The organism is Burkholderia sp. R-40 (assembly GCF_049942845.1).
Lineage (GTDB): Bacteria > Pseudomonadota > Gammaproteobacteria > Burkholderiales > Burkholderiaceae > Burkholderia > Burkholderia ambifaria.
In genome coordinates, this window is sequence record NZ_CP187967.1 from 1,003,799 (window position 1) to 1,020,857 (window position 17,059).

Consider the following 17,059-nt stretch of genomic DNA (forward strand, 5'->3'; position numbering starts at 1 on the left):
GCCTTCAGTGGCAGACGAGGGTAGGCCTAGCGCGATTATTGACACATCGGCAATAGAGGTTTGTGTGGAGCATGGATAATGAAAGGATGTTCTCTCGCTATACTGCGATCTCTGCTTTCCGAAGCAGACTTTTTCGTTGACGGAAAAGATCTCCAAACCTTTGTCGGCGCGACTTCCCAGTCGCGCTTTTTTTTTGCCCGGTCTTCCCGATCCCTGCTGGCCTTACTGCATGTACGAGCGTCGCTTGCGCTTGGCAGCCGGCGGGGGAGCCTCGGCTTCGGCCTGCGGCGGCGTATAAGTCCAGTCTTCCATCACGTAGTGACGAGCGTCCAGCGGCGACGCCAGCAGGTTCTGCCAATGATCGCCATGCCAGTTCGGATCGAACTCGGTATCGCACGGCGCTTCACGAGGCTCGGCCAGCGCGCGGGACTTGCGGCGTGCGCGTGCGAGCCGGCTCGCGAAGCGCTTGATTCCATCCAGCCACATGACCCTTCTCCTTCCATTGCTTGGCACCAGCATCGCAACGTCCCCCGCTTTTCGCAACCCGAAAAAACCCGAGGATTTTACCGACCCGTTTTTTCTCGGTAGGTTTTTCACTGTATTGATTATTGGGGATCTGATCCCGGTAATATTGACAGGTTTTTGATGCGAATCAATTAATAAAAGAGGATGGTGTACCGATTCCAGTGGTATTGACGTCTTTTTGATAAAGAACGGCTCAAAAATTTTCTTGACGCACCCGGATTGTCCAATTTATAAAGTGAGCACTCCGTCCCCGGGCGGAGCGCTGGGGGTGGGTATCGGCGCGCCGTTGCGGGATTTCGGGAGGCGGCTATATCAGTAGCTTTTTTGATCTAAACGAGTGGGGAAGAAAGGTATGGATACCGGTATCGTAAAATGGTTTAACGATGCTAAAGGTTTCGGCTTTATTACGTCAGACAATGGCGGCGAAGATTTGTTTGCGCACTTTTCCGAAATCCGGATGGACGGCTTCAAAACGCTGAAGGAAAACCAGCGCGTTTCCTTTGAGGTGAAACTCGGGCCGAAAGGCAAGCAGGCAGCGAATATCCAGGCGGTCTGACGCGCCACGCACTGCCGATCACGTCCGGCCCCCGCATCGCGGGGGCTTTTTGTTTTTTGGGGCATGAAAACCGGCCGCCGGCGAATCGTTTCCGGTTCGGACTGGTCCTGAACGTGCATGCCGGTGCATACTCACGAAAGCACCGTTTCCCTGCATTTTTCATGTCCGATTCCTGTCCGTCCGATCCCGCCTGCGAGCAGCCGCTTGTCTTCGTCGACCTTGAAACCACCGGCGGCTCGTCCGCCGAGCACCGCATCACCGAAATCGGCGTGGTCGAAATCGGCCCGCTCGGTGTGTCGACGTGGACGACGCTGGTCAACCCCGGACAGTCGATTCCGCCGTTCATCCAGCAACTGACCGGCATTTCGGACGACATGGTGCGCGACGCGCCGTCGTTCGCGTCGCTCGCGCCCACGCTGTTCGAGCGGCTCGACGGCAAGCTGTTCGTCGCGCACAACGCGAGCTTCGACCGCGGCTTCCTGCGCGCGGAATTCGAACGTGCCGGCATCGCGTTCAATCCGGACGTGCTGTGTACGGTGCGGCTGTCGCGCGCGCTGTTTCCCCGCGAGGCGCGGCACGGTCTCGATGCGCTGATCGAGCGGCATGGCCTCGTTCCCGCGGCCCGCCACCGGGCGCTCGCGGATGCCGATCTCCTTTGGCAGTTCTGGCGGCAGTTGCACGAGATCGTGCCGCTCGAGCGTCTGCGCGACCAGATTGCGCGTACGACGCGCCACTTCCGTCTCGCGGGCGGCATGACCGAAGCGTGGCTTGATACCGCGCCCGCCGGATGCGGTGTGTACGCGCTGTTCGGGGAGGGCGACGAAGCCCTTTACGTCGGGCGCAGTGTGCGGGTGCGGCAGCGCTTGCGCGCGTTGCTGACCGGCGAGCGGCGCTCGTCGAAGGAAATGCGGCTCGCGCAGCAGGTGCGGCGAGTCGAATGGCGGGAGACCGGCAACGAGCTGGGCGCGATGCTCGCCGAAGCGCAGTGGATCGCCCGCCTGCGTCCGTCGCACAACCGGCGTCCCGCAGCCGACAAAGCCCGTGCGGGCAATGCGGGCTGGCCGTTCGACGGCGCGGTCGCATTCGAAGCCGGCGACGAGCGCCGCCTGTTTCACGTGATCGACGGGTGGCGCTATCTCGGGGCGGCCGAATCACTCGACGCGGCCCTGCGGCTCGCGGCCGACGGCCTGGACGGTGCGTACGAACCCCATACCCATCGCCTGCTGCAGACTCATCTCGCGCGCGGCCTGCAACTGATTCCGCTCGCGGCGCTCACGCCTGCCGACTGAGCGCCGCGTGCCGCCGCACGCGGCGGCCGCGCGTCGTCAGCCGATCGCGCTGGCGCCGCCGGCCGAGCACACGTGCGACAGCGCGGTATCGAGCGCCTGCGAGCGGCTCGCGTCGTAGCGGGTGAGCGTCTTCCAGTTCGCGATGCTGCGGGCCAGCCGCGCCTGGCAATCGGGCGCGTCGCGCAGCGGCGCGATTCGTCCGAGGCCGGCCAGCATCTTTTGCGTGAGCTGGTCGAGCGCCGGCCGCGTGCTGGTCGCGAGGTCGGGCGGCGTGCCTTCGGGCGGCCGCGTCGCGCGCCAGGTGGCAAAGAGCGCGTTCTGCACGTCCTTGCTCGTGGCGATCTGATCCTCGAAGAACGTACGCGCGAACGCCGGATCCAGGCCCGATTGGGCGGCGCGCTTCTCCACCGATGCGAGCAGTTCCGCTTCGCGCGGCTGGTCCTCGATCGCCTTGTGGTTCGCCCATTTCCAGCGTGCGACGGGTTCGGCAAGCGCGATCCGCTGCGACGCGAGCGCGACGAGGTTGGTGAGCGCGGTGTCGTCGCCGTCGGCGCGCGCGACAAGCGGTGACGAAAGAAGGGCGACGCCGAGCGCGGCGACAGCGACGCTGGCACGAATGGCTTGTTTCATCGGAACGATCGGGAGAGCCGGGCGGGCCGGGGGTGGAAAACCAGAAGGATAGACGAAGACAGTCGCGCGGCGAAACGACGCGACAGAAGAATCAGCGGACGCGCTGACCCGGCACCGTCAGGCCGTTGCAGCCCGGGTGCGAAGCGATCTGCGCCGAAAACGCAGCGATGAACCGCATGGTCTCGATCGACACGCGGCGGTTACAGAACCGGACGCAGGTTCACTTCGGCGAGTACAGCTTGTGCTGCTCGTCGAAGAATGCCCGGACGTGATCGGGCAATTCGGCGAGGAATTCCACGCCGACGGGTTCCGGATCCGGGCTCATCACTTGCTCGGGCGGGGGCATGCGAGTTGGTCTTTCGTCCATGGTCGTTTCTCCAGCAGGTCCAATAATTATCAACCTCGCGCTTGGATTTGTGCCAGCGGCGAATCGTTAGATTTTGTCTCTGTTGTATTAACGGCACATGCGCTGCGGCGCGCGTGCGATGCCGGCTATTGCATCCGGCTCAATCGGCAACCGGCGGGTGCTTGCTATACTTGCGCGCACTTTTTCCTGGACCGCGATGAAACGGACGACGCGATGGATCGGCCTCGTATGGCTGGCGCTGGTACTGAACGTACTGTCGCCCGTCATCGGCTACGCGCGCGTCGCGTCGAGCGGTTCCGGCGAGCTCACGCTCGAGCTGTGCAGCGCGGCAGGCGCGCGTCAGGTCACCCTCGCGCAGTCCGGCGACGATCGCGGCGCAGCGTCGTTCGACCATGCCGGCGTGCCGCACTGCGTGTACTGTCCCGGCTTCGCGTCGAACGTCGCGCTCGGCGCGAGCCTGCCCGCGTTGCCGGGTTTCGTGCGCGCGTTCGCGTACCGGGCGGCCGCCCCGGCCGTTCCCGATTTTCCCCGCAAGGGCATCCGCCTCGCGCAGCCGCGCGGTCCGCCTGAAAACGTCCCGGTCTGATTGATATCGTTCGCGCGCCCCGGTGGCGCGCGTGCCGCCCGCGGCCCGATCCGCGCGCCGCGCCGTAGGCGCGCGGCGCGTCGGCGCGCGTGCGGCGGCTCCCGGTCACGTTTTCAGGAATTCATCCATGTCGTTCACCTTCGCCGCGCGGCCGTCGCGCGGTCGGCTCGCGCTCGCGTGCGCGGCCGCTTTTGCGTTGCCTGCCGCACAGGCGGCTGCGATCGATGGCGCGTCCGCCGAGCCGGCGCCCGGCGGCTCGGGCAACCCGGCCGGCCGCGCCGCATCGGTTGCCGCGGTCGTGCCCGCGCCGCCGGGCGACACGCTGACCGAGGTCAGCGTCGCCGCCCGGCGGCAACCCGTCGATCCGGATACGCCGGCCGTCGTCGAGTCGATCACGCGCGAGCAGATCGACGCGCACACCAACGTCACGACCGAGGACGCGCTGAAGTACGCGCCGAACCTGATGGTTCGCAAGCGCTATATCGGCGACCGCAACAGCGTGTTCGCCGGCCGCGACTTCAACGAACTGCAGAGTGCGCGCGGGCTCGTGTATGCCGATGGCCTGCTGCTGTCGAACCTGCTCGGCTCGAGCTATGCGTACCCGCCGCGCTGGTCGCTGATCGCGCCCAACGATATCGAGCGCGTCGACGTGCTGTATGGCCCCTTTTCTGCGCTGTACCCCGGCAACGCGATCGGCTCGACCGTGCTGCTGACCACGCGGCGGCCCGACAAACTCGAGGCGTCGCTGTCGACGCAGTTCTTCACGCAGCGCTATCACGACGGCTACGGGCTGGCGGACAGCTTCGGCGGCAACCACCAGACCGCGCGGATCGCGAACCGGATCGGCAAATTCTGGTTCTCGCTGTCGCTCGACCGGCTGGAGAACGACGGTCAGCCGATGCAGTATGCAAGCCCCAATTCCACGTACAACCCGAAGCTCGGCGCCGCGGTGCCCGTCACAGGCGCGGCCACCGACATCGGACCCAACGGCAAGCCGCGCACGATCGTCGGTGCGCAGAACATCGAGCGTACCGAGCAGCTCAACGAGACGGTCCGGATGGGCTATGCGTTCACGGACCGCGTCGACGCGACGCTGACGCTGGGGCACTGGGAGAACCATTACCGGCAGCACGGCGAAACCTTCCTGCGCGACGCAGCCGGCAATCCCGTCTACGGCGGCAACGTGTCGATCGGCGGCCGGAACGTGACCGTCGCGCCGAGCGCGTTCGCGCCGCAGCGCGGCGACCAGGAGAACTGGCTGTACGCGCTCGGCCTGAACGGCCGGCTCGATTCGGGCTGGCGGCTGTCGGGCGTGGTGTCCGCCTACGACGTGTCGCGCGACGTGCTGCGCGCGGCATCGACCGCGCAGGGCGGGGCGGGCACGCTGTTCCTGGGCGACGGCACGGGCTGGCGCACGCTCGACCTGAAGGCCGAGGCGCCGGAAGTGAAGGGCCACACGTTCACGTTCGGCTATCACTACGACAACTATTTCCTGCGCAACGTCACGTACAACACGGCCGACTGGCTGGCCGGGCCGACTACCTCGCTCGCGAGCGTCTACCAGGGCGACACGCGCACGCAGGCGCTGTTCGCACAGGACGCGTGGCGCTTCGCGCCCGGCTGGCTCGCGACCCTCGGCCTGCGCTACGAGCGCTGGGATGCATACGGCGGCGCGCTGGGCAACGCGGGCGGCACGGTCGGTTACGCGGACCGCGGCGCGAATGCGCTGTCGCCGAAAGTCGCGCTGCAGTGGGACGCGACGGACGTCTGGCGTTTCCGGGTGTCGTTCGCGACGGGCACGCGCTTCCCGACGGTCGGCGAGCTGTTCCAGGGCACGATCTCGAACAACGCGATCGTCAACAACAACCCGAGCCTGCGGCCGGAAAAGGCGATCGACTGGGACTTCACGGCCGAGCGTGACGTGGGCGTCGGCATCGTGCGCGCGAGCGTGTTCCAGAGCGACCTGCGCGATTCGATCTACAGCCAGACGACGGTGTCGGGCGCGTCGACCGTCACCAACATCTCGAACGTCGATCGCGTGCGCGTGCGCGGCGTCGAACTCGGATTCAGCGGCCGCAACGTCGGGCTGCGCGGGCTCGACATCGACGCGAACGTGTCGGCGAGCAATGCGCAGATCCTGGCCGACACCGCGAATCCCGCATACGTCGGCTCGCGCTTTCCGCGCATCCCGCGCATGCGCGCGAACCTGCTCGCGTCGTACCGCTTCGACGAGCACTGGCTCGCGAGCGTCGGCGTCCGGTACTCCGGTCGCCAGTTCAACACGCTCGACAACAGCGACGTGAATCCGGACGTGTACGGCGGCACGAGCACCTTCACGGTCGTCGACCTGAAGGCGCGCTACCGGTTCGACCGTCACTGGACCGCATCGGTCGGCATCGACAACCTGACGGACCGCCGCTACTACGTGTTCCACCCGTATCCGGGCCGCACTTTCTTTGGAGAACTGAAATGGTCGCTGTGAAATCGTTCGCGGCAGGCTGCGCGCTTTGGCTCGCGGCGCTGTCGCCCGCCGGCGCGCACGACGCACCGAAAACCGCCGATCCGCATGCCGCGCACATGAGCATGCAGGCTGCGCCGGCGCAACAGAAGCAGCCGCTCGCGACCGGCGCCGCGTTCGACGCGCGGCACCGGCTGTGGGTCGCATGGGTGGAAGGCGCGCACGTCGTCGTCGCGCACTCGGACGACGCGGGCCGCACGCTGTCCGCGCCCGTGACCGTCAACGCGATGCCCGAGCCGATCTACACGAGCGCGGAGAATCGGCCAAAGATCGCGACGAGCCCCGACGGCCGTGCGGTGTACGTGTCGTGGTCGATGCCGCTCGATGCGCCGTACACCGGCATGGTGCGCTTCTCGCGCTCGCTTGACGGCGGGGCGACCTGGAGCATGCCCGTCACCGTGCATCGCGACCGGCAGCCGATCACGCATCGCTTCGACATGATGGCCGTCGATCCGGCCGGCAACATCGCGATCGCGTGGATCGACAAGCGCGATCTCGTCGCGGCCAAGGCGGCGGGGCACGCGTACGAGGGCGCGGCCGTGTACTACGCGGTGTCGCGCGACGGCGGCGCGTCGTTCGAGCCCGAGCGCAAGGTGACCGACCATACGTGCGAATGCTGCCGCATCGCGATGGCGATCGATCCGGCCGGACACATCGAAGGCGTGTGGCGCAACGTGTTCCCCGGACAGATCCGCGACCATGCGCTCGCGGTGCTGCCCGTGTCGGCGTCGGAGCCCGTCGTGCCGGTGCGCGCGACGTTCTCGAACTGGCATGTCGAGGCCTGCCCCGAGCACGGGCCGGCGCTTGCGATCACGCCCGACGGTACGCGTCATATCGCGTGGTTCGGCGTCGTCGATGGCCGCGCTGACGTGTTCTACTCGCGCATCGGCGCCGACGGCCAGCCGCGCGGCACGCCGTGGGCATTCGGCGCGAATCCGGCGGTGCCGGCCGAGCAGGCATCGCATGCGGCGCTCGTCGCGCACGGCGACGTCGTCTGGCTCGCGTGGAAGGCGTTCGACGGCGACACGATGCAGATCAAGCTGCGCCGCTCCGACGATCGCGGCGAGCACTGGTCGGCGCCCCGCGTGATCGCGTCGACGTCGGGCGCGAGCGACAATCCGCAACTGCTCGACGACGCGGGGCGCATCTACCTGTCGTGGCGTACGCGTAACGACGGCTACCGGCTGATTCCCGTGGAGGGCGCGCAATGAAACGGCTGATGGTGTTGATCGGCGCCGTGCTCGCGAGCCTGCCGGCGTGGGCCGGCGAGCTGCAACCGCTGCGCGCGGCCGAGGTCGCGAAGTTGTATGCGACGGCGCACGAACGGCCGCTCGCGGTCGAGATCTGGTCGCTCGATTGCGGATACTGCCGCGAGAACGCCGCGCATCTCGTCGCGTGGCAGCGCCGGCATCCGGATGTGCAGCTCGCGATGGTCGCGATGGACGCTTATGACGACAACGGCGCTGCGATCGCCCAGGCGCTCGCGCAAATGAACCTGCCGCCGCAGGTCGCGCAGTATGCGAACGCGGAGCCGATGCCCGAGCGTCTGCGGGCGGCGCTCGATGCGGGATGGCGGGGAGAAATGCCGCGTACCGTGTGGATCGGTCGCGATGGCGCACGCGAAGCGCGCAGCGGATTGCTGACGACCGACGTGCTCGACGGCTGGTTGCAGCGCGGCAAGCGCCGCTGAAACGGCAGGCGGCGCGCGGGATGTCGCGCGCCGCTTCGATGCGAAAACGAACGAGCGCGCGCCCGAAGGCGCGCGAGAAGATCGTCAGGCCGCGCGCCTGAATAGCCGGATCACGAACAGCAGGATCACGGCGCCGATGACAGCGACGATCACCGAGCCGATGAATCCGCTGCCGATGCCGATACCGAGCATCGTGGCCAGCCAGCCGCCGATCACCGCGCCGACGATACCGACGATGATGTCGACGATCAGGCCGAACCCGCCGCCCTTGACGAGCAGGCCTGCCAGCCAGCCGGCGATCGCGCCGATGATGAGCCACATAATCAAGCCATGAGTCATGGTGATCCTCTCCTTGTATTGAGTCGAAATGACCGGACGTCGGCTGTTTCGCCGCAAGCTGCAGGAAGGCGGCATGCGACCCGCCGCGCCGCCCACGCAATGTAACGCGATAGACGGGTCGGAATCGTTAAGTAATGTTATGCACCCTTAACGGGTTTTTCCAGGGGATTCGTCTGCCTACGGCGCGACGGGTGCGCAAACGATGCGCGGCGAAATGAATTCGTAAGGAGTGGCGATGTCTGCCCGGCGGCGTGTCCTGCGTCATTGTCCGCAGGCTGGCGCCGGTGCGCCCGTATCGGGCAGGCCGTCGCCGGCATCTGCAATCAGGCGGGTGACGGTCGCCGTATCGCCGATCGTCTCGATCGCCAGCAGCGCGAAGCGGGCGAGAAAGAGCGGGGCGTCGGTTTCGCCGATGCGGGTCATCGCGCGGCACAGGTCGGTGTAGAGGATGTCGCGTTCGGTGTCGGTCATGGTCATCATGCGTTCTCCTGAAGATCGGCTGACGTGCGCGGATGAAGCGCACGCTCGAGTGCTGCGCTCAGGTCGGCGGGGCGTGCGTCGTGCCAGCGGCCGAGCACGTGTCCGTCCGGACGCACGAGGTAGACGGTGCCGTCGCGTGCACCGTACAGCTCGAACAGCCGGTCGTCCGCATCGTAGCCGTCGCATCCCGGATGTTGCGGCGGCGCATGCCGCGCGAGCGTCACCAGCGCGAACGGTATGCGGGCGTCGTGCAGGTGGCGCTCGAGTTCGGTGAACGACGGATCGGGTGCGCCATCGCGCGTGAAGCGCAACGCCGTGAAGCATGGGCCGACGAGATCGGTCAGATGGCCGCGGCGTGCGCTGCCGGCGTTGCCGATGACGCGCGACGCCGCCTGCAGCATCAACGGACATTCCGCGAGCACCGTGCCGGGCGCTGGTCCGGCCGAAAACGCATCGCGCTCGTCCGCGTTGAGCGGCGACGCCGTGTAGGCGATGGCCGTCGTCTGGCGCGGATTGATTAGCGAACGCAACGCCGGATGCCGCACAGCAAGTGTCAGCACGGCCTTGCGCATCAGATCGAACGCGAACGACGGCGGCGCCATGAACTCGGTGCTCTTGGTGCCGTAGCGCAGGTTCTCGTGCGTCGCGAACACCCGCTCGTCCGAATAGCTGTCGAGCAGAGTGTCCGACGCGAGGCCGCGAATCACGTACGCCAGTTTCCACGCGACATTGTCGGCGTCGTCGATGCCCGAATTCGCGCCGCGCACGCCGAAGATCGGCACGAGGTGCGCGGCGTCGCCGCAGAACAGCACGCGGCCGTGCCGGTAGCGTTCGAGCGTCAGTGCGTTCGCCTTGTAGATCGTGATCCAGATCGGCGACCACGCGCCGCGTTCACCCATCATGTCGAGCAGGTTCTGCACGCGCGGGATCACGTTGTCAGGCTTCACGGCCGCTTCGGGATCCTCATCGTCGCGCAGCTGGTAGTCGATCCGCCACACGTTGTCGGGCTGCTTGTGGACGAGCACCGTCGAGCCGGGGTTCGACGGCGGGTCGAAATACGCGAGCCGTTCGGTCGGCCGGTCGCTGTCGAGCGCGATGTCGACGATCACGTAGCGGCCTTCGTAGCTTGTGCCCTGAAGCGACAGGCCGAGCGCCTCGCGCATCGTGCTGCGCCCGCCGTCGCTCGCGACGATCCAGTCGGCATCGAGCGCGTAGCCGCCGAGCGGCGTTTCGATGTCGACGCGCACGCCGTCCGGGTAGCGCGTGACGCCCGCGACCTTCGCCTGCCAGCGGATCTCGATGAGCTCGGGGCGGCGCAGCGCGGCATCGAGCAGAAACTGTTCGATGTGATACTGCGCGAGGTTCACCATCGGCGGCAGCTTCTGGTTCTCGTCCTGCGGCATCGTGAAATGCAGCACTTCGTCGCGACGATGGAAGCTGCGCCCGCCGCTCCACGGCAGTCCGACGCGCAGGAAGTCGTCGAGCGCGCCGAGCCGCTCGATGATCTCGAGGCTGCGTCGCGAGATGCAGATCGCGCGGCTGCCGTGACAGACCGAGTCGTCGGCTTCGAGCAGCACGCTGCGGATGCCGTGGTTGGCGAGGCCGAGTGCGACGGCGAGGCCCACCGGCCCGCCGCCGACGATCGCGACGCGGTGCCGCTGCGTGTCGACACCGTCGCTGCAGGCCGGCAGGTGCGCCGCATGACGCGCGGCGACGAACGGATATGGCTTGAATTCGATGCCCATCGGTGGCTTCCAGGTTGCAGTGATCGGACGCACGCGCGCGATGACGTGACGCGTGCGGCGGGTCGATGCAGTATGGAAGCCGCGCCGGTCACCGCTGTCCCCATTCCGGGTACGGCGAACGGCTGGCGGCGGGTCGGGATTTACCCCGACGCGTTCAGGATCGGCGCGCGCCGTTCACGGTTGCAGGCACAGCGCAAACAGCTGGCGCTGGCTCGAGATGCCGAGACGCCGGTACGCGCGCTTCTGGTAGGTGACGACGCTCGACGCCTTCACGCCGATCGTGTCGCCGATTTCCCGCGCGCTCAGGCCTTCGAGCACACCGCGCAGCACGTCGAGTTTGCGCTTGGACAACGCCGGACAGGCGCCGCGCAGCCGCGCGAGCATCAGTTGCGGGATGCCGATCTGCGTCGAGCCCGCGAGCGCGTAGTGATGTTGCGCCGCCTGCGCGATCAGCGGCGCGAGCGTTTCGATGGCTGCGATCTCGCGCGACTGGAATGCGCCGCTGCGATGCGCGCGATACAGGTTGATCGACAACCAGGTCGAGTCGTTCGGCTGCATCAGCAGCGCGAGGCGATCGGATACGTCGGGGCCGCGATAGCAGGCCGCGCGATACGCGTCGTGACCGATCTCGTCGCCGGCCTGCTGATGCAGCAGCACGTCGCGGTGGTGCGGGCCGCGACCGGCGGCCGAGACGATCGTCTGGTTGCCGTCGAGCGCATAGAAGTGTCGCGCGTAGGTGTCGGCGACATCGCGCAGGTAGCGGCCGCCGCGATGATCGGCGACCGACACGGTGCGCGGCCGGTTGCCGAACTCGTACGCGAAGATCGTGCACTGCGTGACGGACAGCCCATCGTCGAACAGCTTCAGGATTTCGGCGGCGAACGCGTTCGGCTCGCTGCCGCCGATCGCGGCGACGAGACCGGTCGCGCGGGACACGTCCAGTTGCCCGCTGAGGTTCGCTCGCTCGAGACGCCAGGTGCGCATGATGCAGGGGAGGGCAGGGGAACCCGACGATTGTAATCGGCGGTACGCGACGCGGGAGTCGGGGGATGCCCGCAAGCGGAAATGACGGGGCGCGCGATTTCGTGAATCGGAAAACGCGGCTGAAAAAGAGAAAAGGCCTGACAAGCGATGCTTGTCAGGCCTTTATGTCTTGGTGCCGGAGATAGGAGTCGAACCTACGACCTTCGCATTACGAATGCGCTGCTCTACCAACTGAGCTACACCGGCAGCAGAGAAATGAAATTATATGGTCAAATCCGAGATCTTGGCAATAGGTTTTGCGAAATTTTTTCAGCTTGCTGCCGCTGCTTCACGAAACCATCGATCCGGCGGACTTCCCGCTTTCACTTCACTGCGACGCAGCCTGTCAGGGCCACATCGCGAAGGCGCGATTGTACTGACGTCTCGCCCCTTCGTCCAGTGCTGCGGGGCAAATTTATTTGCCTTCGCCTTCGGCGTGATAGCTGGTCACGCGCTCGACTTCGTTCTTCGAACCGAGGAAGACCGGCACGCGCTGGTGCAGGCCGGTCGGCTGCACTTCCATGATGCGCTGCGTGCCCGTCGTCGCGGCGCCGCCCGCCTGTTCGACGATGAACGACATCGGGTTCGCTTCATACATCAGGCGCAGCTTGCCCGGGCGATCGGGCGTGCGCTTGTCGGCCGGGTACATGAAGATGCCGCCGCGGTTCAGGATCCGGTGCACGTCGGCCACCATCGACGCGATCCAGCGCATGTTGAAGTTGTCGCCACGCGGGCCGTCCTTGCCGGCGTTCAGTTCGTCGACATAGCGCTGGACCGGCTCGTACCAGTGGCGCGCGTTCGACGCGTTGATCGCGTATTCGCGCGTATCGGCCGGGATCTGCATGTTGCTTTGCGTGAGCACCCACGAACCGACTTCGCGGTCGAGCGTGAAGCAGTTGACGCCGTTGCCGGTCGTCAGCACGAACACCGTTTGCGGGCCGTACACCGCGTAGCCGGCCGCGACCTGCTCCGTACCGGGCTGCAGGAACGATTCCTCGGTGGCCTGCTTGCCGTCCGGGCAGCGCAGCACCGAGAAGATCGTGCCGATCGACACGTTCACGTCGATGTTCGACGAGCCGTCGAGCGGATCGAACACGAGCAGGTATTCGCCGCGCGGATAGTTCGCGGGGATCGGGAAAAACGTTTCCATCTCCTCCGACGCCATCGCGGCGAGGTTGCCGCCCCATTCGTTCGCGTCGAGCAGGATCTCGTTCGACAGGATGTCGAGCTTTTTCTGCACTTCGCCCTGCACGTTCTCGCTGCCGGCGGTGCCGAGCGCTTCGCCGAGCGCGCCCTTCGACACGTTGTAGCTGATCGCCTTGCACGCGCGTGCGACGACTTCGATCAGCAGGCGCAGGTCGGCGGGGAGGTTGTTGGTCTCGCGTTGCTGTTCGATCAGGAACTTCGACAGCGTGGTGCGACGGGCAATGGACATGACTGACTCCGAAAGGCCAAAGAATCCTTGAATGCCCGCAATTTTACCCGCCGCGCCTCCCGCGCCGCCGGCTTTTTTCGTCCGGTTACATGGCCGGGCGGCCGGTACGGCCGGGTTCCGGCGTGCGCGGCGCGGCGGACCGGTGCCTGCGACGGCGCCACTGCCAGCGGTCGAACGTGCTCTCCGGCTCCGACCCCGCGAACCTTCAGCCGATTAAAAAGCCGGCGCCGCAACGGAGCGGCGCCGGCTTCTGCACGCGGGAACGCGACGCGAACCGCGTACGTGCCGTTACGCGAGCGCCTTCTCGACGATCTCGCGCACGTCGCGCGATTTCGCGCCGGCCGCGACCTGCTCGAGCGCTTCGCGCATCCGGTCGCGCAGCGCCGGCGTGAAGCGGCGCCACAGTTCGAGCGAGCGGGCGAGGCGCGCGGCGACTTGCGGGTTGATCGCGTCGAGCGCGAGCACCTGCTCGGCCCAGAACGCGTAGCCCGAACCGTCCGCCGCGTGGAATTGCGCCGGGTTCGCCGCGCAGAAGCTGAAGATCAGCGAGCGTGCGCGGTTCGGGTTCTTCAGGTTGAACGCGGGGTGGGCCATCAGCTTGCGGACTTTCGCGAGCGTCGGCTGGGCGGCCGTGCCGCGTTGCGCGGCCTGCATCGCGAACCACTTGTCGATCACGAGCGCTTCCTTCTCGAAGCGACGGTAGAAGTCGTCGAGCGCATGCGTGGCCGCGTCGTTCGCGCCCGAGGCCGCGGCGGACAGCAGCGCGCCGAGCGCGGCGGCGCGATCGGTCATGTTGTTCGCGGCGTCGTACTGCGCGGTCGCGATGCGCACGGCGTCGGCCGGATCCTCGAGTTCGGCGAGATACGCGAGCGCGAGGTTCTTCAGCGCGCGGCGGCCGGACGCTTCGGGCGTCGGCTCGTACGCGCCCGGCGTCTGGTGCTGCTCGTACGCTGCGAGCCACTCGGCGCGCAGCGCGGTCGCGAGCTGGCGGCGCACGAACTGGCGTGCGCGATGCACGGCAGCCGGATCGGATTCCGCCATCTGGTCGGCGAGATAGGTTTCCGACGGCAGCGTCAGCGCGAGTTCGCGGAACGCGGGCGACAGGTTTTCATCGGTCAGCACGCGGCGGAACGCGGCGACGAAATTCTCGCCGAGCGTGAGCGGCTGGTTCGCGGCGGCGCGCGCGGCGAGCGTCAGCAGCGCGCGCGTCGCGAGGCGCTGGCCGGCTTCCCAGCGGTTGAACGGGTCGCTGTCGTGCGCGAGCAGGAACGCGAGATCGTCGTCGCTGTAGTCGTACTCGACGATCACCGGCGCCGGGAAATTGCGCAGCAGCGACGGCAGCGGTTGTTCCGGCACGTCGACGAACGTGAAGGTCTGCTCGGTGTCGGTGAACTCGAGCACGCGCGTCGTGCCCGACGCGGCGGCTTCGCCGTCGACGCGCAGCGGCAGGTCGCGGCCGTCGCGGCCGATCAGGCCGATCGCGAACGGGATCAGCAGCGGCCCCTGTTGCGTGTCGCGCGCCGCCGGCGACGCGTCGCCGTAGCCCTGCGAAAGCGTGACCGTGTAGCGGCGTGCGGCCGCGTCGTAAGCGGTACGCACCGATACGCGCGGCGTGCCGGCCTGGCTGTACCAGCGCTCGAACTGCGCGAGATCGCGCCCGTTCGCGTCGGCCATCGCGTGACGGAAGTCGTCGCACGTCACCGCGTGACCGTCGTGGCGCTGGAAGTACAGGTCCATTCCCTTGCGGAACCCGTCGCGGCCGAACAGCGTCTGGTACATCCGCACGACTTCCGAGCCTTTCTCGTAGACGGTCATCGTGTAGAAGTTGTTGATCTCGACGTAGCTTTCCGGACGCACCGGATGCGCCATCGGGCCCGCGTCCTCGGCGAACTGCAACTGGCGCAGCACGCGCACGTCCTCGATGCGCTTGACCGCGCGGGCCGCCGATGCGACGTCGTCGCCCGCCGCCATGTCGGCCGAGAACTCCTGATCGCGGAACACCGTCAGGCCTTCCTTCAGGCTCAGCTGGAACCAGTCGCGGCAGGTCACGCGGTTGCCGGTCCAGTTGTGGAAGTACTCGTGGCCGACCACCGACTCGATGTTCGCAAAGTCGGTGTCGGTCGCGGTCTCGGGGTTCGCCAGCACGTACTTCGTGTTGAAGATGTTGAGCCCCTTGTTCTCCATCGCGCCCATGTTGAAATCGCCGACCGCGACGATCATGAAGCGGTCGAGATCGAGCTCGAGACCGAAGCGCTTCTCGTCCCAGCGGATCGAGTGGATCAGCGAATCCATCGCGTGACGGGTCTTGTCGAGATCGGCCGGTTCGACCCACACCTGCAGCAGCTTTTCCTTGCCGGAGCCGGACGTGATCTTCTCCTCGATCGCGACGAGCTTGCCCGCGACGAGCGCGAACAGGTAGCTCGGCTTGCGGAACGGGTCTTCCCATTTCGCGAAGTGGCGGCCGTCGGGCAGCTCGCCCGAGTCGACCAGGTTGCCGTTCGACAGCAGCACCGGATAGGCGGCCTTGTCGGCGCGCAGCGTGACGGTGTACGAGGCCATCACGTCGGGCCGGTCGAGGAAGTAGGTGATGCGGCGAAAGCCTTCGGCCTCGCACTGCGTGAAGAAGTTGCCGCTCGATACGTACAGGCCGGACAGGGTCGTGTTCTGGTCCGGCGCGCATGCGCTCTCGAGCGTGAGCTCGAACGCGTCGGGCACGTTTTCGACGGTCAGCCCGTGTTCGTGCGCGCGCACCGCACCGTACGGCGCGCCGTCGAGCTGCGCGCCGAGGAATTCGAGCGCTTCGCCCATCAGCTCCAGATGCGGGGTGGGCGCCGCGTCCGGATTGCGGCGCACGCGCATCGTATTCCTGACGATCGTGCGGGCCGGCGCGAGATCGAACTCGAGTGCGACGGAATCGATGAGGAAGGCCGGCGGCGTGTAGTCGGCGCGGCGGATCACGGTGGAGGAGGCGTTGTCGGACATGGTCGTCGAGATCGGAGGGGTGGGGATCGGACCCGCAGCGCGGACCGGGCGAATCGGGCCATTGTACAAAGGCTTGCGGCCGCGCGCCGCAGCGAACTTTTTACCGGTTCGGGGAGTCCGCGTATTATCGGCATCCCGTGCGGTTCGCGCGGTGCGACGGACGGATGACGGATCGACGAGGATCGACATGAAACGCGAATGGATTCAACGCGGTGCGGGCTGGGCGGCGGTGCTGTGCGTGGCGCTGCTGACGGGCTGCACCAGCTACGTGACGACGCAGGTCACGGCCTTCTCCGACTGGAGCGGCAGCGACGCGACACGCACTTACGCCTTCACGCGCACCGATGCGCAGAAGCACAGCATCGAGCAGTCGACCTACGAGCCGATCGTCGCGAACGAGTTGTCCGCGTACGCATTCCGGCCGGTGCCGGCCGCGCAGGCGCGCTATCTGGTCGGGCTGACCTACGGGGTCGGCAGCGATCTGGTGACGGTGCCGCAGCCGGTCTACTACGACCCGTGGTTCGCGGGCCCGGGGCCGTACTGGCGGGGCGGGCCGTGGGGCCCGTGGGGGCCCTGGGGGCCGATGCCGGCCGGTTATGTCGCGCAGACCTACCAGGTGTTCGACTACACGCTCGGCATCCGGATCACCGAGCGCGCGACCGGCAAGGAGGTCTACAACGTGAGCGCGCGCACCACCGGCGACAACGGTGCGCTGCTGTATGCGATGCCGTTCCTCGCGCGCAGCGCGCTCGCCGATTTCCCGTTGGCGAACGGCGCGATCCGCACGGTGCGGCTGCCGGTCGACAAGCGCGGCGGGCCCGCGGCGCCGGCCGCCAACGAGCGTGCGGTGCCGGCCGTGTCGGCCTCGGGTGCGGCGGTCGCGAAGTAACGCGT

General features: G+C 67.0%; 16 protein-coding genes and 1 tRNA gene. 7 read left to right on the forward strand and 10 right to left on the reverse strand.

Going from position 1 to position 17,059, the window contains the following annotated elements; genetic code table 11:
* Nucleotides 1-222 precede the first annotated feature (222 nt).
* On the reverse strand, nt 223-486 hold the full coding sequence (locus ACP26O_RS04625) for a hypothetical protein (RefSeq protein ID WP_175664088.1): 264 nt from the start codon (nt 484-486) through the stop codon (nt 223-225).
* Nucleotides 487-877: 391 nt separating this feature from the next.
* On the opposite strand from ACP26O_RS04625, the gene ACP26O_RS04630 reads away from it, so the two are divergent.
* Together ACP26O_RS04630 and ACP26O_RS04635 are read left to right on the forward strand one after the other, a co-directional pair.
* Nucleotides 878-1,081: a cold-shock protein gene (locus ACP26O_RS04630; RefSeq protein ID WP_006750857.1), complete on the forward strand. Its 204-nt coding sequence runs from the start codon at nt 878-880 to the stop codon at nt 1,079-1,081.
* A 161-nt stretch (nt 1,082-1,242) separates the two neighbouring features.
* Nucleotides 1,243-2,370, forward strand: coding sequence for an exonuclease domain-containing protein (locus ACP26O_RS04635; RefSeq protein ID WP_175664087.1), 1,128 nt, complete (start codon nt 1,243-1,245; stop codon nt 2,368-2,370).
* A gap of 36 nt (nt 2,371-2,406) precedes the next feature.
* Here ACP26O_RS04635 and ACP26O_RS04640 read toward each other — a convergent pair whose 3' ends face one another.
* Together ACP26O_RS04640 and ACP26O_RS04645 are read right to left on the reverse strand one after the other, a co-directional pair.
* The gene (locus ACP26O_RS04640) at nt 2,407-3,000 is read right to left on the reverse strand and encodes a chorismate mutase (RefSeq protein ID WP_175664086.1); all 594 of its coding nucleotides are present in this window, start codon (nt 2,998-3,000) and stop codon (nt 2,407-2,409) included.
* A gap of 220 nt (nt 3,001-3,220) precedes the next feature.
* On the reverse strand, nt 3,221-3,325 hold the full coding sequence (locus ACP26O_RS04645) for a chorismate mutase (protein ID WP_162269111.1): 105 nt from the start codon (nt 3,323-3,325) through the stop codon (nt 3,221-3,223).
* Nucleotides 3,326-3,563: 238 nt separating this feature from the next.
* Here ACP26O_RS04645 and ACP26O_RS04650 point away from each other — a divergent pair, with 238 nt between their 5' ends.
* The 4 genes from ACP26O_RS04650 (at nt 3,564) to ACP26O_RS04665 (ending at nt 8,161) form a co-directional block, all read left to right on the forward strand.
* Nucleotides 3,564-3,953: a DUF2946 domain-containing protein gene (locus ACP26O_RS04650; protein WP_175664085.1), complete on the forward strand. Its 390-nt coding sequence runs from the start codon at nt 3,564-3,566 to the stop codon at nt 3,951-3,953.
* Nucleotides 3,954-4,080: 127 nt separating this feature from the next.
* The gene (locus tag ACP26O_RS04655; protein WP_175664084.1) at nt 4,081-6,435 is read left to right on the forward strand and encodes a TonB-dependent receptor; all 2,355 of its coding nucleotides are present in this window, start codon (nt 4,081-4,083) and stop codon (nt 6,433-6,435) included.
* Entirely contained in the window at nt 6,423-7,682 is a 1,260-nt protein-coding gene (locus tag ACP26O_RS04660) for a sialidase family protein (protein ID WP_175664083.1), read from the forward strand. The genes ACP26O_RS04655 and ACP26O_RS04660 overlap by 13 nt, the downstream gene beginning before the upstream one ends.
* Nucleotides 7,679-8,161, forward strand: coding sequence for a TlpA disulfide reductase family protein (locus tag ACP26O_RS04665; RefSeq protein ID WP_175664082.1), 483 nt, complete (start codon nt 7,679-7,681; stop codon nt 8,159-8,161). The genes ACP26O_RS04660 and ACP26O_RS04665 overlap by 4 nt, the downstream gene beginning before the upstream one ends.
* 84 nt (nt 8,162-8,245) lie before the next feature.
* On the opposite strand, the gene ACP26O_RS04670 is transcribed toward ACP26O_RS04665, so the two are convergent.
* From ACP26O_RS04670 to pepN, 7 genes are all read right to left on the reverse strand, one after another.
* The gene (locus tag ACP26O_RS04670) at nt 8,246-8,500 is read right to left on the reverse strand and encodes a GlsB/YeaQ/YmgE family stress response membrane protein (protein ID WP_011656234.1); all 255 of its coding nucleotides are present in this window, start codon (nt 8,498-8,500) and stop codon (nt 8,246-8,248) included.
* Between the two features lie 261 nt (nt 8,501-8,761).
* On the reverse strand, nt 8,762-8,971 hold the full coding sequence (locus tag ACP26O_RS04675) for a hypothetical protein (RefSeq protein WP_175664192.1): 210 nt from the start codon (nt 8,969-8,971) through the stop codon (nt 8,762-8,764).
* 5 nt (nt 8,972-8,976) lie between these two features.
* Nucleotides 8,977-10,725, reverse strand: coding sequence for an FAD-dependent oxidoreductase (locus ACP26O_RS04680; RefSeq protein ID WP_175664081.1), 1,749 nt, complete (start codon nt 10,723-10,725; stop codon nt 8,977-8,979).
* A 174-nt stretch (nt 10,726-10,899) separates the two neighbouring features.
* On the reverse strand, nt 10,900-11,709 hold the full coding sequence (locus tag ACP26O_RS04685; RefSeq protein WP_175664080.1) for a helix-turn-helix transcriptional regulator: 810 nt from the start codon (nt 11,707-11,709) through the stop codon (nt 10,900-10,902).
* 170 nt (nt 11,710-11,879) lie between these two features.
* A tRNA-Thr gene (locus ACP26O_RS04690) sits at nt 11,880-11,955 on the reverse strand.
* A gap of 208 nt (nt 11,956-12,163) precedes the next feature.
* Nucleotides 12,164-13,183 carry a class 1 fructose-bisphosphatase gene (locus tag ACP26O_RS04695; RefSeq protein WP_012363316.1) on the reverse strand — a complete coding sequence of 340 codons (1,020 nt, stop codon included), beginning with the start codon at nt 13,181-13,183 and terminating at the stop codon, nt 12,164-12,166.
* Between the two features lie 288 nt (nt 13,184-13,471).
* Complete coding sequence (gene pepN, locus ACP26O_RS04700) at nt 13,472-16,165, reverse strand: aminopeptidase N (RefSeq protein ID WP_426356296.1); 2,694 nt, start codon at nt 16,163-16,165, stop codon at nt 13,472-13,474.
* Nucleotides 16,166-16,352: 187 nt separating this feature from the next.
* Between pepN and ACP26O_RS04705 the strand changes: the two genes are divergently transcribed.
* Nucleotides 16,353-17,054 carry a DUF4136 domain-containing protein gene (locus ACP26O_RS04705; protein WP_175664078.1) on the forward strand — a complete coding sequence of 234 codons (702 nt, stop codon included), beginning with the start codon at nt 16,353-16,355 and terminating at the stop codon, nt 17,052-17,054.
* The last annotated feature ends 5 nt before the right edge of the window (nt 17,055-17,059 follow it).